The sequence below is a fragment of the Kutzneria sp. NPDC051319 genome, assembly GCF_040682195.1.
Lineage (GTDB): Bacteria > Actinomycetota > Actinomycetes > Mycobacteriales > Pseudonocardiaceae > Kutzneria.
In genome coordinates this window covers 36552-51591 of the sequence record NZ_JBFBAM010000067.1, presented here as the reverse complement: position 1 = coordinate 51591, position 15040 = coordinate 36552, and the positions used below count along the sequence as shown (strand labels likewise).

12 protein-coding genes are annotated in these 15040 nt (G+C 71.4%); 3 read left to right on the top strand and 9 right to left on the bottom strand.

Annotated elements, in window-relative coordinates; all coding sequences use genetic code 11:
• Window positions 1-108: 108 nt before the first annotated feature.
• The 5 genes from AB0M73_RS39625 to yaaA form a co-directional block, all read right to left on the bottom strand.
• Window positions 109-1491, bottom strand: coding sequence for a DEAD/DEAH box helicase (locus AB0M73_RS39625; protein WP_363902645.1), 1383 nt, complete (start codon window positions 1489-1491; stop codon window positions 109-111).
• A gap of 430 nt (window positions 1492-1921) precedes the next feature.
• Window positions 1922-2872 carry an RIO1 family regulatory kinase/ATPase gene (locus AB0M73_RS39620; RefSeq protein ID WP_363902628.1) on the bottom strand — a complete coding sequence of 317 codons (951 nt, stop codon included), beginning with the start codon at window positions 2870-2872 and terminating at the stop codon, window positions 1922-1924.
• Window positions 2873-3099: 227 nt separating this feature from the next.
• Window positions 3100-3906, bottom strand: coding sequence for an SAM-dependent methyltransferase (locus tag AB0M73_RS39615; RefSeq protein WP_363902625.1), 807 nt, complete (start codon window positions 3904-3906; stop codon window positions 3100-3102).
• 18 nt (window positions 3907-3924) lie between these two features.
• Window positions 3925-6051 (bottom strand): EAL domain-containing protein, encoded by a 2127-nt coding sequence (locus AB0M73_RS39610; protein WP_363902622.1) that lies wholly within the window; start codon window positions 6049-6051, stop codon window positions 3925-3927.
• 39 nt (window positions 6052-6090) lie between these two features.
• Window positions 6091-6822 carry a peroxide stress protein YaaA gene (gene yaaA / locus AB0M73_RS39605; protein ID WP_363902619.1) on the bottom strand — a complete coding sequence of 244 codons (732 nt, stop codon included), beginning with the start codon at window positions 6820-6822 and terminating at the stop codon, window positions 6091-6093.
• A gap of 191 nt (window positions 6823-7013) precedes the next feature.
• Between yaaA and AB0M73_RS39600 the strand changes: the two genes are divergently transcribed.
• The 3 genes from AB0M73_RS39600 to AB0M73_RS39590 all read left to right on the top strand — a co-directional run bounded on the left by AB0M73_RS39600 (window position 7014) and on the right by AB0M73_RS39590 (window position 9422).
• The gene (locus tag AB0M73_RS39600) at window positions 7014-7592 is read left to right on the top strand and encodes a hypothetical protein (protein WP_363902642.1); all 579 of its coding nucleotides are present in this window, start codon (window positions 7014-7016) and stop codon (window positions 7590-7592) included.
• Between the two features lie 66 nt (window positions 7593-7658).
• Window positions 7659-8360, top strand: coding sequence for a fibronectin type III domain-containing protein (locus AB0M73_RS39595; RefSeq protein ID WP_363902616.1), 702 nt, complete (start codon window positions 7659-7661; stop codon window positions 8358-8360).
• A 108-nt stretch (window positions 8361-8468) separates the two neighbouring features.
• A complete protein-coding gene (locus AB0M73_RS39590; RefSeq protein ID WP_363902613.1) occupies window positions 8469-9422 on the top strand; it encodes a cyclase family protein in 954 nt (317 codons plus the stop codon).
• Between the two features lie 33 nt (window positions 9423-9455).
• On the opposite strand, the gene AB0M73_RS39585 is transcribed toward AB0M73_RS39590, so the two are convergent.
• From AB0M73_RS39585 to AB0M73_RS39570, 4 genes are read right to left on the bottom strand one after another with little or no spacing between them, the layout of a single operon-like run.
• Window positions 9456-10697 (bottom strand): condensation domain-containing protein, encoded by a 1242-nt coding sequence (locus AB0M73_RS39585; protein WP_363902610.1) that lies wholly within the window; start codon window positions 10695-10697, stop codon window positions 9456-9458.
• A gap of 2 nt (window positions 10698-10699) precedes the next feature.
• On the bottom strand, window positions 10700-11632 hold the full coding sequence (locus AB0M73_RS39580; protein ID WP_043722976.1) for a patatin-like phospholipase family protein: 933 nt from the start codon (window positions 11630-11632) through the stop codon (window positions 10700-10702).
• Window positions 11629-13935, bottom strand: a complete 2307-nt coding sequence (locus AB0M73_RS39575) for a GMC family oxidoreductase (RefSeq protein ID WP_363902607.1) — start codon at window positions 13933-13935, stop codon at window positions 11629-11631. The genes AB0M73_RS39580 and AB0M73_RS39575 overlap by 4 nt, the downstream gene beginning before the upstream one ends.
• A complete protein-coding gene (locus AB0M73_RS39570; protein ID WP_363902604.1) occupies window positions 13935-14969 on the bottom strand; it encodes an alpha/beta fold hydrolase in 1035 nt (344 codons plus the stop codon). The genes AB0M73_RS39575 and AB0M73_RS39570 overlap by 1 nt, the downstream gene beginning before the upstream one ends.
• Window positions 14970-15040: the final 71 nt, after the last annotated feature.

Sequence of the window (15040 nt, the reverse complement as noted above, 5' to 3'; positions counted from 1 at the left end):
GCCCCGCTTCACACCGAAATGCAGAATCGGGCAGATCTGAGACTTGAGGCTCAGATCTGCCCGAAACTGTAATTCAGTGTGCCGGAGAGCGGGACTCGCCGGGGTGTGTCAGTTGCTGAAGGTGCGACGACGCTCGCCGCCGTAGCTGCGACCCTCGCCACGGGGACCGCCGTGGCCACTGCGGCTGCCGCGCTCGCCGCCGTAGCTGCGGCCGCCACGCTCGGCGGAGGAACGCTCGCCGCCGCGGTCGCCCCAGCTGCGACGCTGGCCGCCGCCGGCGCCGCCCGGACGCGCGGTGCGCACCTTGGGGACGAACTCCGGAATCGGCTCGCCGCTCGGGATGCGGGCGCCGGTGATCCGGACCAGCTCCTCGTCGCCGGGGCGCACGTTGGTGCTGGTCGGCTTGACGCCGGCCCGCGAGGTCAGGCCGTGCACCGCGCGCCGCTGGTCGTGCGTGACCAGGGTGACGACGGTGCCGGACTGCCCGGCGCGGGCGGTGCGGCCGGCCCGGTGCAGGTAGTCCTTCGGGTCGGCCGGCGGGTCCACGTGCACGACCAGGCTGACGTCGTCGACGTGGATGCCGCGGGCGGCGACGTCGGTGGCCACCAGCACCGGGGTGGTGCCGTCACGGAACTCGGCGAGCACCCGGGTACGGGCGTTCTGGGCCTTGCCGCCGTGCAGCGCGCCGGCGTTGACGCCGATGGAGCGCAGCTTCTTGGCCAGGCGGTCGACGTGGTGCTTGGTCCGCACGAACATGATCGTGCGGCCATCGCGGGCGGCCACCTCGTTGATCACGTCGGGCTTGTCGTCGTTGGACACCATCAGCAGGTGGTGGTCCATGGTGGTGACGCTGCCGGTGGGCGGCGACACCGAGTGCACGACCGGGTTGTTCAGGTACTCGCGGACCAGCTTGTCCACGTCCCGGTCCAGCGTGGCCGAGAACAGCAGCTTCTGGCCGCCGGGGGCGACCAGGTCGAGAATGGCCCTGACCTGGGGCATGAAGCCCATGTCGGCCATCTGGTCGGCCTCGTCCAGCGCGGTGAACTCCACGTCGGACAGCACGCAGGTGCCCTGCCGCACGTGGTCGGACAGCCGGCCCGGGGTGGCGATCAGCAGGTCGACGCCGCGGCGCAGCTGGTCGGCCTGGCGGGTGAACGAGGTGCCGCCGACGACCGTGCGGCACCACAGGCCCAGCGACCGCGCGTACGGCGTCAGGGCGTCGCTGACCTGCATGGCCAGCTCACGGGTGGGCACGAGCACGATGGCCCGCGGGTGCAGCGGCTTGGCGTGGCCGCCGTTGAGCCGGCTCAGCAGCGCCAGGCCGAAGGCCAGCGTCTTGCCGGAGCCGGTCTGGCCGCGGCCGAGCACGTCCCGGCCGGCCATGGTGTCGGGCAGCGTGGCGGCCTGGATCGGGAAGGGCTCGGCGATGCCGTTGGCGGTCAGCGCCTCCAGCAGCGGCTTGGCCAGGCCCAGCTCCTCGAACGAGGGCATCGGGCCCTCGGGCAGCGTCGAGGGAAGGTCCTCGGCGATGCTGGGGGCGTAGACCTCGACGGGCTTGCTGCTGCGGCGGCGGTTGGGCCTGCCGCCACGGTAGCCCCCGCTGCCGCGGGAAGAAGAGGAAGAAGAAGAGTTGCCGTAACGGCGGTCGGACGATGGTGCGGGCACAAAAAACCTTCCGGAACGTGGCACGTCACGGGGAAGGGCGCCGCGAGAAGCCGCGGAGATTCACAAGGACGGGCCCGGCGCGCTTGGTCGCGCCGACGGTGGGTGGGGCGCACCGCAAACCAGTCTCAGGTGGCAGTGGCGCCACAGCGATGCGCGTTAACTATAACTGATCACAGAGCCGGTCTGTTCCAGCAGCCCAGTGACCTGAGTTACCAGGCGCGGCCGCCCCGGTGGACGGCCGCGTCCGGCGGTCCGCTCAGCTCATGCCGGCCTCGGCCAGCAGCTCGCCGATCAGGCCTTCCGCGTTCGCCAGTTCCACGGGCAGGCCCTTGCTCGCGAACCAGGACGTGACATTGCGCACGTCTCGGGCCAGGAACTCGGGCCCGCGCGGGTTGGCCACCACGTCGACCACCTGGGGCAGGTCGATCAGCATCAGGCGGCCGTCGTGGACCAGCAGGTTGTACGCGGACAGGTCGCCGTGGGCCAGGCCCATCGACGCCATCGACCGCAGCGCCTCCACCAGCTGGTACCAGAGCTCCCGCAGCTCCGCGCCGACCGGCCGCAGCTGGGCCAGCCGGGGCGCGGCCGCGCCGTCGCCGTCGCCGAGGAACTCCAGCAGCAGTTCCGTGCCGGTGCGCTGCACCGGGTACGGAACCGGCGCGCCGACCGTCCACAGTCGACTCAACGCGGCGAACTCCGCGACCGCCCACTGCTCGGCGATCAGGTTGCGGCCGAAGGTGGTGCGCGTGGCGATGGCCCGCATCTCGCGGGACTTGCGCAGCCGTCGGCCCTCCAGGTAGCCGGCGTCCCGGTGGAACATCCGGTGCTCGTTGCTGCGGTACCGCTTGGCCGCCAGCAGTACGGACCGGTCCGAGCCGGGCAAGGATCGGCGCACCAGGAACACGTCGGCCTCCTTGCCGGTCTTCACCGGCCCGAGCTCGTGGTCGACCGCGGCGGCCTCGGTGATCAGCCAGTCCGGCCGGGGCTCGGGGCCCAGGTCGCCGTCGCCCCACGTTGACCAGCGGTCGGCCCCCTCGGGCAGCGCCGTCGCCACTGCGTCCGCCGCGTCGGAGCGCGCCTGAGCGAGAAGCCCCCTGGCCTCCTCGGTCAGGCGGCCCCGGCGGGCGGGGCGGGTTTCCTCGTCGTCGAAACGGCGCTTGCCGCGCCGCCGTTCGGGCATGGAAAAGTCGGAATCGTGCTCGCGCACTGGTGAGGTCTCCTCAAGAAAGAACTGGGAAGACGCCCCACCGAGCAGGTACTCGCCGCGCGGACCTCAGGTCCAGCGCTGTGCTGACCTCAGCGGGACGCCGGGACGAGTGCAGGCCACGCCCCGAACGACAGTCGTTGCCATGAGGGCACCTCCTCCGGTCGATCCACGCTCTACCTGAACGATCGGCGCATCATGCCGCCGACCGTCGGGACCCCGCAACCGAATTACGGCTTGCGGCCGACCGCCGCGTAGACGGCCGAGTCCTGCGGCCGATCGTCGACGTCCTCGGGCGACTCCGGGTGCCACTGCGGCGTGAACACCACACCTGGCTCCACCAGATCGAATCCGTCGAACATGGCCGTGAAGTGAGCCTTGGTCCGCGGCGTCACCGGGTTCTGGCTGGCTCGCATGAGGTCCACCAGCTGCCGGACCTGGTCGCCCATCGAGTCCTCGGTCACGTGCGACAGCGCGAGAAAACTGCCGCCGGGCAGGGCGGCGCGGTAGCGGGCGGCCAGCGCGAGCGGGTCGTCCGCCTCCGGGATGAAGTGGTAGACGGCGACCGAGAGCAGCCCGATCGGGCGGCTGAAGTCCAGCATCTTCCGGGTCTTCTCGTGCCCGAGAATGCTGTCCGGGTCACGCAGGTCGGCCTCGAAGGCCACCGCGTTGGGGTTGTTCTCCAGCAGCAGCTCGCTGTGCGCGACGGCGACCGGCTCGTTGTCCACGTAGACGACCTTGGCGTCCGGGTTGGCCCGCTGCGCGATCTCGTGCACGTTGCCGGCGGTCGGGATGCCCGAGCCGATGTCCAGGAACTGGTCGATGCCCTGCCGGCACAGATGGCGCACGGCCCGACGCAGGAACGACCGGTTGAGCCGGGTGAACTCGTAGACGCCGGGCGCGGCCGCGGCCAGCTTGCGGCCCAGCTCCCGGTCCACCTCGAAGTTGTAGCTGCCGCCCAGGAAGAAGTCGTACAGCCGCGCGGCGCTGGCCTTGTCGATGTCGACGTTCTTCGGCGCCCAGTCCGGCCGTTCCACCCGCACCCCTTCCGTGCGTCACCAGTCCGCGTCGACGGTGCCCGCGATGATCATCGGTTCCACCTCGAAGGGCAGCGACGGCGGCCCGAAGTGGTCGCCCTGCCCCAGTTCCACGCCCAGCTCCCGCAGCGCCGTGGCGTGCCGCTCGTGGTTCACGCCGACCGCGTACACCGGCAGTTCGGCCAACCGCGCCGCCGACACCACGTCGCTGATTGCCCGCTCGGCCGCCGGCTCAGGCTTGTCGTCCGCGCCCAGCGTGGCCACGAACTCCGGCGCCAGCTTCACGCCGTGCACCGGCAGACCGGTCAGCCCGTGCGGGCAGCCGGTGGCCGTCATACCCGTCACCAGCAGCCGGAAACCCAGCTCCTGGAACACATCCAGCACCTCGGCCGGATCGCCGTCGGCGTCCCGCAGCACGCTGTTGTCGACCTCCAGCGCGAGCTGGTCGTACCGCGCGCCGCTGGCCTCGACCACGGTTCGCAGCAGCGCCACGATGTCCTGGTCGCGGACCATGCGGTTGGGCAGCGCCACCGACACCGGCGGCGTCCGGTCGCCGTGCTCGTCGTGCCACTGCCTGGCCTGGTCGCAGGCCTGTCGAATGGCCCAGCTGCCCAGCGGCAGCATGTGCCCGGTCCGCTCGGCCAGGTGGAGAAAGTCCTTGGCGGACAACACACCCTGCTCCGGGTGATCCCAGGACAGGATCGTCGAGAAGCCGGCCAGGCCGCGGTCGCCGATGCGGGCGATCGGCTCGAACTCCACGGTGAACTGGTCACCGCGCAGGGCCGCCGGCAGCTGTGCCGCCAACTCGAAGTCGCGGCGCTGACGGCTGCCCCGATCGGCCTCGAACAGCGCCCACTGCGCCCGGCCGTCCTGCTTGGCCCAGTGCAGGGCCAGCTCGGCGTCGGCCAGCAGCTGCGCCGGATCCGAGCCGGCGGCGGCCCGTTCCACGATGCCCACGCTGGCCGTCACCGAGTACTCGCGGCCCTCGGCCACCACCGGATCGGCGATCCGAACCATCGCCCGCTCGACCACGCCGATCATGTCGGGGGTGGTGGACCGCACCGTGAGCAGCGCGAAGCGGTCGCCGTCGACCCGGCCCAGCAGCCCGTTGTCGTCCTCGACGACGGCGCGCAGCCGGTCCGCGGTGGTCTTGAGGATCTTGTCGCCGACCTGGTCGGACACGCCCGCGTTGATCACCGACATGCCGTCGAGGCCGAAACACGCCAGCCCGATCCGGTCACCCGGGCCGAGTCCGCCCACCGCCGTCTCCACCTTGGACACGAACAGCGCCCGGTTGTGCAGGTTGGTCAGCGGGTCGTGGGCCACCTGGTGGGTCCAGCGGTCCTGGAGCAGGTGCAGGTCGGAGATGTCCTCGATCATCACCACCGGGTAGTCCGGCCGGCCGTGCTCGTCCTTGATCAGGGTGACCGCGATGTGCACCCAGATCGGCTCGTTGTCGCTGCGCAGCATCTGCTGCTCGGAGCGCAGCGAGGTGAACTGGCCGTTGATCAGCTTGCGGTAGGCCGTGGACACTTCCTCGGCGTCCTTGCGCGGCATCAGGTCGTACGGCGTGCGCTGGCGCAGCTCGTCGGCCGAGTAGCCGAGCATCTCCTGCATGGCCAGGTTGGAGCTGACGATGTGGCCCTGGATGTCGCCGATGGCGATGCCCACCACCGACTCGGTGAACACGGTGCGGAACCGGCGCTCGCTGGCCCGCAGGGCCTTCTCCGCGGCGTCGCGGGCCCGGAACACCGCTTTCTTCAACGTTTCCTGCTGCTGGAAGATGTGGTCGCGCAAGGAGTCGACGTAACCGCCGGCGACGGCGCCGAGCAAGTCCACCAGCCGGTCGTCGTCGGCCTCGGGCCGCAGTTGGCGGCCCAGCACCCGGATCGTGGCGTCCAGCGCCTTCGGGCCGACCAGTTGGGTGGCGACCAGGCCGCGGCCGACCTCGATCGCCTGCGTGTGGTCGAACGTGTCGGCGCGCAGCGAGGCGGTCAGCAGCTCGGCGAAGCCCGTCAGGATGACCTGGAGCTCGCCCCGCGACAGCGGGACGTTGCTGGTCGGCAGGACCGCGCCGGTCCACAGCCGCGCGAAGTCGGCGAGGCCGGGATACATCGCCCCGCCCTGCTCCGGTTCGCCCGTCATCCCGCCTCTCCAGCCGTGATCAGACGACTGTAGCGCCGACTAGTCGGTCACCACGAGGTCAACCGAGGCGTCCCCGGTCTGCCGCAGCGTCAGCCCCGCCGCCGTGCCCGCGCGGACCAGCCCGGACAGGGTTGCCGGCTCCTTCTGGGCCGTCACCAGGACCCGCGCGAGTCTGCCCTTGTACGCCTTGTTGTGGTGGCTGACCGTCCGGCCGTTGGGCATGATCACCTTCACCGTGACGGCGTGCGGGATCCGGGCCAGCGCCGCGTAGGCGCCGCTGCGCATGTCCACCACCAGCTCGTCGGCCTCGGCCAGCACCGGCTCCAGCTCCGGCCGCCACAGCGAGCTCAGCGTGCCCACCCCGGGCAGCGAGCTGCCGCCGGACAGACGGTAGGCCGGGATCGGGTCGCCCGCGCGCACCACCCCGAACAGCGCCGACGCCACCGCCAGCCGCCGGTCGGCGCGCGCCTTCTCGGCCCTGGACAGGGTTTTCGCGTCCAGCGCGTCGTAGAGCACGCCCGTGTAGCGGGACAGCGCCGGCGCCGTCGGCGACGTCAGCAGCTCCGCGTTGCGGTGCACCTCGTGGTGCTGGCGCTCGGACAGCTCCAGCGCCCGCAGGCTCGCCGGCATGTCCTCGGCCAGCGTCACCAGCGCGTCCGACAGCTTGCGGCGCAGCGGCGTCAGCTCGGGGAACGACAGCGCGTCCAGGTCGAGCGGGCCGCCGGCGCCGCCGTCGGACTTCGTCTCGGACGGGGGTAGCAGCACCAGCACCCACCGAGATTACCGCGACCGTCGGCGGCGGTCGTGCCAGCGGTTTCCCGGCGGGTCTTGTCCGGCCGACGTGATAGCGCTTACACTCGTTTCGCCTCCGCCGAAAACCACTTTCCCGTGGTTCCGCTCGCCCCTGTGCAATTCCGAGCGGATCCGGGTTGAGGAGGCTGTGCGTGTCTCGAAGGATTCGCATGCTCGGCGGTATTCTGGCCGCCGCATCCCTGCTTCTGCTCGCGCCCAACGCCTATGCCCAGGTCGAAAGCGGCAGCTGGAAGACGTGGAGCCCCGGTTACAAGGTCCAAACGGCCGGCTGCGGCTCGGTCAGCGGCTCGACGTTCAAGCTGACCTGCTCCAGCTCCAGCGGCGAGCAGCGGGCCGAGCGCCGCTACGACACCTACAGCAGCGGCACCCACCAGTTCGAGGGCTATTTCAAAATTAACAGCATGGGCGGCAGCCGGATCAGCCTGAAGCAGACGTTCAACGAGAACAACGGGCCGTTCTTCCTGCTCGCCGTCGAGGCCGGCGGCCGGCTCTACGACGTCGAGGGCGGCGCCACCATTTCCAGCGGGGCCACCGTCGGCACCACCGTTCGCGTCAATACCGTGAACCAGGTCGGTTCATCCCATCGCACCTACATCAACGGTTCGCTGAAGAACACCGTCTCCAGTCCGAGCGGCAGCTACTACGACAAGTTCGGCTCCTACCGCACCGCCAGCGGCCAGGGGCCGATCTCCGTGACGTGGAGCAACATCAAGTTCTGGACCAAGTGAGCCGGTGACCGTCCGTCCGGGCCCTCACCCGGACGGACGGTCATCCTCCCCCTGCGAGGCAACCCCGTGAAACGTGCGCTCGTGCTCTGCTGTGCCGCCGTCGGGGCGGCGCTGACCGCCTGTTCCGCCGCGGCCCAGCCCCTGGCCGGCACCACGCTGGCCGCCACGATGACCTCGCCCGTCGACATCAGGCTGGACTGGACCGGGACCGATCCCGCCGCCGCCGGGCGGATCGTCGAGTTCGCCACCGCGCCGGACGGGCCGTGGACGACGCTGCAGTTCATGCCCGTGCGTCAGGACACCTTCACCCATCCCGACCTGATGCCGCAGACCTCGTTCTACTACCGCCTCCGTCCCTACTACGGTCCCGCGTCCTCCGCCGTCTCCGTCACCGTCCCCGGCGGTTCCGCGGGCAACGACACCAAGGACTGGCCTTCCCCCGCCACCCTGCCCGGCGGGCCGGCGGCCACTCACTCCGTCCACTCCGGCTCCGCCTCCGGCGCCCCGTCCGACCTGAAGGCGAAAGTCCTTCAGTCCAACGGGATTCTCCTCACCTGGACCGACAACGCCAGCGACGAGGAGGGCTACCTGCTGGAGGACAAGCCCGCCGGGGCCACCGACTACAAGGTGGTGGCCGTGGTGGACAAGGACATCAACTCCTTCGCCCTGATCACCCTGCCCGACGAGGACACCGCCTCCTACCGTGTCCGCGCCTTCTACTACGGGCCGTCGTCCAATGTGGTCACCCGGAAGACCGGAGGGGAGTGAGGTTCGGTCGAGGCCCGTGTCCGAGGCGGCACGGGCCTTGGCCTGTCGAGGAACAGGGCGGGATACGCTGCCGGTGGTGCCTCGAAACCGTGTGACCGGAGGATTCGGATGACGGCAGGGCGAGTGGTGCCCACGCAGGACGACGTGCTCGGATACTTCGAGACGCTGTCGAACTGGGGGCGGTGGGGGGATGAGGACGAGCGCGGGACGCTGAACCACATCACCGACGACGTGCGGCTGGCGGCGGCGCGGGCGGTGCGGCATGGGCGGAGCGTGTCGTGCGCGTGGGAGGTTGCCGTGCCGGGGGACATGGAGCGGTCGACGACGACGTGCCCGTGCTCCGCGGACATGCCGGGCGCGGAGAACATGCCGGCGGCGTTCCACAACGACCGGCGCTGGGGCTATTCGTCCGAGCGGCTGGGCATCACCTTCCACGGCAACACGCTCACCCACATCGACTCGCCGTGCCACATCTTCTGGGACGGCAAGATGTACAACGGGCGGCCGCACTCGTTGGTCGACGCCGCAACGGGATCGGCGTGGGCGGCCGTCACGGCGGCGGCGAACGGGATCATCACGCGCGGTGTCCTGCTGGACGTAGCACGGGTTCGCGATGTGCCGTGGCTGGAGCCGGGGCAGGGCGTGTTTCCCGAGGACCTCGAAGAGGCTGAGCGCCGCCAGGGTGTGCGGGTCCGCCCGGGCGACGCGGTGCTGCTGCGGACCGGCCACGGCCGCGCCCAGCATGAGGCCGTGGAGGGCGGCGGTTTCGCGCAGGCCGGTTGGCACGCCTCCTGCCTGCCGTGGCTGCACGAGCGCGGGGTCTCGCTGATCGCCGCCGACACGCCCCAGGACGTTCAGCCGTCGGGGTACGACAACGTGTTGATGCCGGTCCACGCCGTCGGCCTCGTCGCGATGGGCCTGTGGCTGGTCGACAACTGCGACCTGGAGGCCTGCGCGACGACCGCCGCCGAGCTCGGCCAGTGGGACTTCCACCTCGCCGTCGCGCCGGTCCGCTTCGCCGGCACCTCCGGCAGCCCGGTCAACCCCATCGCCACCTTCTGACCGAGCGAGGCGACGCCGGCAGCTGAGCGGGAATCAGGCGAAGGCGGGGGCGGTCTCCAGCAGGTCCAGAAAGGCCTGCTGGTGGACGGTGAGGTCGTCGCTGGAGTACAGGGTGGGGTTGGCGTCGAAGTCGATGCGGGGGCCGCCGCCGGCCTGGCCGCCGTGGACGGTGATGGCGAGGTCCTCGACGGGGCCGGCCGAGAGGGTGTGGGCGACAGCGGGGGAGCCGTCGAAGGAGAGCTCGTAGCTGATGGGGTTGATGTCGACGACGGGCCCGTAGAGCCGGGGCACGTGGAGCTCGTGGCGGAGGAGTTCGGAGCGGTAGCGCTCGTGGGGCTGGCACACCTTGACCTCCTCGGCGATGTCGCCGGCGAGCTCGGTGAGGGTGGCGCCGGGAGGGGTGAGCACGCGCAGCGGCATGGTGTTGGACGCGGAGCACGGCACGTTGAGGGCGGCGGTGCGGCGGCGGCACATGCGGGGGAGGCCGAGGACGACCTCGGAGGTGCCGGTGACGTGCCGCAGGTAGGCGGCGACGGCGGCGATCACGACGGCGGACCAGCTGGTGCGGCACCGGCTGGCGACCTCGGACCAGTCCTCCAAAGCGGTGCGGGGCAAGGAAACGGTGCGACGGAGGACGCCGGCGGACGGCGCGGCGGTGCCCTCGACGAGGCTGATGGGCATGGGCACGTCGGCGAAGCGGTCGAGCCAGAAGCGGCGGTCCCGGCGCCAACCGGCGGACAGGGCGTAGGCGACGTCCTCGTCGACCACGGGTCGTAAGGGGTCGAACGGTTCGCCCTCGAAGCCGCTGTACAGCTCGGAAACGCGGCGGTCCAACAGAAACAGGCCGTAGCGGTCGAGGGCGACGCGGTGACTGCGGTGGTACCACAGGGCACGGTCGGGCGACACGGTGATCAACGCCTGCCGGAACAGGGGACCGTCGGCCAGGCTGACGGGCGAGGCGAGGTCGGCCCGCATCCACGACAGGGCGGCGGTGACGGGGTCGGGCGACGAGCTGAAGTCGACGGTCTCCAACCGAAACGGCCGGATGTCGACGACGTCCTGGCAGCCGGTGACGGCGAACCGCATGTGCAGGGCCTCGGCCTCGGCGACGGCCTGCCGGGTGGCGGCCTCGAAGCGGGCGTGGTCGACGGGGCCGGCGATGTCGACGTACTCGGCGACGTTGTGGGCGGCGCCGCCGGCATCGGCCTGGTGGCCGGCGAGGACGCCGTGCTGGGCGGCGGACAGCGGCCACCGGGACGTCGAGAACGCGGTCATGCTCATCCCCCTGAGGTGACGGTGGCCAGCGCCGCGCGGGCCCGGGCCCGTCCGTGCGCGACGACGGTCCTGGCAACGTCCGGGTCGAACCGGGCGAAGCCGGACACCTCGAACTCGTCGGACGGCTCGACCAGCACGAACCGGGGAGCGGCCCCGGGTCTGAGCTCGGCCAGCTGCCGGGTGTGCTCGTAGTCCCGGAGCACGGCGAAGCGGGCGACGTTCTCGAACGCCAGGCCCAGCGCGTCGCCGAGCGAGGCGGGCTCGCCGGACTGCCGCCCGCACGAGGAGGTCACGACGACCACGGTCGACGGCTCGTAGGCCATGGCCGGCCGCAGCGGCGTGTTGGCGACCATGCCGGCGTCGACGTAGCTGCGGCCGTCGATGTGCACGGGCGGGAACAGGATCGGGGCGGCGGCGCCGGCCATCAGGTGGTCGACGGTCAACGCCACCTCGGTGAAGCCCGAGCCGGCGGGCGCGGAGTTGGTGAAGTGCACGACCTCGCCGCTGCACTCCTCGACGGCGGCGATGACGACCCGCACACCGTCCCGAACACGCAGCCGTTCGCCGCCCAGGGCGGCAGCCAGCGTCCGCCGGGCCGGGGCGGTGTCCAACAGCCAGGTCCAGCCGACGGAATCCAGGGCGTAGCCCATCAGGTCGCTGGTGGGCAGCCGGACCAGGCCGGCGGGCCGCAACAGCCGCCAGAGGTCCAGCCGCGGCTTGTAGACGTCATGCCCCTGCAACGACGTCCACAGCTCGACCAGCCGCTCCGGCGAAAGCCCGGCCGCCAGCAGGCCGGCGTTCAACCCGCCGGCCGACGTGCCGGACAGAACCGAGGGGTGCAGCCCCTCGTCGGCGAGGCCCTGGGCGACGCCCGCGCCGAAGTACGCGGCGGAGGCCCCGCCGCCGGACATCACCAGCGCGACCTCGTCGCTCACGACGTCAGCCTCGGCCGGTAGACCTGCCACAGCGAACCCAGGAAGAACGTGCCGAACCGCTCGAGAACCCCGGGGCTGACGGCGCGGATCGTCGTCAGCTCACGCAGGAAGTCCAGCCGGCCCAGCGTCATCGTCCCGGCCCCGAGCGTGACCCCGTCGGCCAGCACCTTGGTGTGCAGGGTGGTGGTGTCCGGCCAGATCGACGTCGGCGGCCCGGCCCGCAGCTCCTTGTGCCCCCGCAGCTCCAGCCGGCGGCCGTTGCCGTCGGTGAACGGCAGCCGGTACCGCATGCGTCGGCGGCCGCCGACGGACTCGGTCACCATCAGCTGGACCCGGCCCCGCGAGACCAGCAGCCGGCCGCCCAGGGCCTGGCAGTCCAGCCAGCCGGTGGCCCGGGCCTCGTGCCGTGGGTCGGCCAGGAAGACGTCCATGTCGTCGATCGCCACGGTCACGTGCACGCGCAGCGGTACTGGTCCCTCTCGTTCACCGAGGGTGACCTGGCCGGCCATCTCCTCGGTGAACGAGAGGGCGGCTGCACCGGTCCGACCCCCGCTGAGACGGGCCGGTGCGGCCGGAGTGGCCTGCGTCGTTCCCCCTGAACGGCGCTGACCACCGCGCGCGGGCGACCTCCCCGCCATCCCGCGCGCGAGCAACAGATGATCGCAGAGACGGTCGGCCATCGCGGCGATCGTCAGTGAGGGGTTCGCGCCCACCGGCCCCGGCATGGCGGCGCCATCGGCAACGTACAGGCCCGGGTGGCCGAACACCTCACCGTAAGGGTCGCAGACTCCCTCGCCCGGGTGGCGGCCGATCGGCGCGCCGCCGAGCGGATGGGCGACCGCGAGGCGCTTGCGGAACCAGAGCGGGTTGTCGACGTACTCCCCGCCCAGGGCCGAGGTGATGTCCTTCATGGTGCTGCGGACCCGGTCGATGTAGGTCCGGCTGGTCTCGGTCGTCCAGGACACGTCCAGCTCGCCGTCGCGCAGCCGCATGACGCCGTCCGGCACGTCGCGGCCCATGCCGAGCAGCGGCAGCGAGCAGTTGGACAGCGAGCCGGAGCCGATCAGCTGGCCGATGCCGTGCTCCAGATGGTCGGGGCCGGCCCAGCGCAGGGCCGCGCGCAGCCGGTTCAGGCTGAATCCGGCCAGACGGGACAGATCGCCCCGCACATCCATGTTCTGCACGATCCAGTCGAGGATCACCGGATAGCCGGAGTCCTGGATGTAGAAGCCCCGGCCGACACTGCCGTCCTCGTCCACCTCGTCGGGGACGCGGATGGTGCTGGTGATGACCGGCCCGCGGCTGGCGTGCATCGTGCGCGGGCGGCCGTCGCGGCGGGTGTGCAGGGCGAACGACAGCATGTCGCCGTTGCCGCTGAACCGGCTGCCCAGCGTCGGGCTGAGCCCGGGCAGGTGCGCGCGGTTGCCCAGCAGCAGGCGGGTGGTGCCGAACGAGCCGGCGGCCAGGATGAGCTGCTCGCAGTCGATGCGCTTGGACACCGAGCTGCCGTCCATGGCGTGCAGCAGGTAGCGCACCTGGTAGCCGGGGCCGCCGGGGCGGATGGCCTGCACCTCGCACAGCGTGCGCAGGTCGGCGCCGGCCGCCTTGGCCGCGGACAGGTAGGTGTGGTCCAGGCTGTTCTTGGCGCCGTAGTTGCAGCCGAAGTCGCACTCGCCGCACAGCCGGCAGGTGAGCCGGGGCTGCCCGTGCAGGTTGCCGTAGGACGGCTCGATCACCGGCAGGCTCAGGCCCGGCGGCCCGCCCGGCTTGGACGCGAAGGCCACCGCCAGCGGCGGCAGCTGCCAGTCCAGCCCGAGCTGGACGGCGGCCTCGCGGAAGGCGTCGGCCTTGGGCACGGTGGCGAACTGCGGGTCGTCGTACGGGTAGCGGCTCGGCGTCAGCATCGCCTCGACGGCGTCGTAGTGCGAGTCCAGGTCCTCGCGGCTGATCGGCCAGTGCTCGTAGCCGCCGCCGGGCAGCTCCGCGTCCTTGACGAACCAGCGCTCGTCCTTGCGCAGCAGCACGTTGGCGTAGATCAGCGAGCCGCCGCCGAGGCCGGCCGAGACCACCGAGTCGAAGCCGCGGAACTCCAGCACGTCGAACAGGCCGTAGTCGCCCTGGTCGGGGTCCCAGAAGTTGTGCTTCATCTCCTCGGGCGTGCGGGCGAAGCTGTCCGGCGGCCAGGCCCGACCGCGTTCCAGCACGACGACCGACAGGCCGGCGTCGGCCAGCCGGTGCGCGGCGACGGAGCCGCCGAACCCGGAGCCGACGATGACCGCGTCGACGGTCTCGACCCGGGGCATCAGCCGGCCGCCCGCTTGAGGAAGTCCACGATGTGCGGGAAGACCTCGAGGTCGGCGTGCTGGCCGATGAACGGGTCGAGGTGGCCGTAGCCGGGCAGCGTGCGCAGCTCGTGCCGGCCGGGGGCGGCCTCCTCCAGCCGGCGGTGGAACACCTGCTGGGAGTCGACGAACACCCGGTTGTGCGTGCCGGTGAGCAGCAGCAGCGGCGTGCGCACGGCCCCGAGGTCGGCGGTGTAGTCCTCGCCGGTGTCGTAGGCGACGGCCCGTCCGGCGAAGATGATCTTGCGCACGTGCCGGTCGTAGTGCACGCCGCTGGCCTGGCACAGGTCGCCGATCCGCTCGTGGGTGACCCGCAGCAGGTTGCGGTGCTCGTACATGGCCGGCCAGCCCGAGCCCCACATGGCGCTGAGCATGTGGCAGGCCGGCACCGAGCACTCCGGATGCAGCACCGACATCAGCTTGGACACCGCCCAGCCGGTGGTGAATGCCGGCGCCTGGTCCCACTGCGGGTCGAGGTAGGGCTGGTTGAGCCCGTACTCGACCACGTCCGGGCCGGCGACCAGGCGCATCCGCGACCACAGCGGCACCCGCGGCGTGAGGCCGACGCTGTTGCACACCATGCTCGCGATGTCCCCGACCGAGCCGCTGAACAGGCTCATCAGGAAGGACACGGAGCCGAGGCAGTGCGCGACCACGTGGATCCGCCGCCCCCCGACGTGGCGGCGGAGCTCGGCGAGCGCGGCGGGATAGTCCTGGCGCGCGAGGTCGTCGAGGGTGAAACGGTGCGCCGACTTGTTGTACGGCAGCCGGTTGCTCATCCGGGAGTCCAGCGTCCACACCTCGCCGAACCCGTTGTCCAGCAGCTGGGTGACCAGGTTGCGGTGCTCGGGCATGACGTACATGTCCATGGACGAGGTGAGCCCGTGCACCAGCAGCACCACGTCGTCGACGTGGTCGCGGCGGAAGCGGGTGAGGGTGAGGCCCAGGCCGTCCATCGTGGTGACCGGGTGAACGCTCGCATCCGCCTCGCGCACACCCTCGAGTGTGTACAGCGGGATCTCCCGGTTCATCGCGCCCCCCAGCGACTCGGTGGATGGTCGACGTC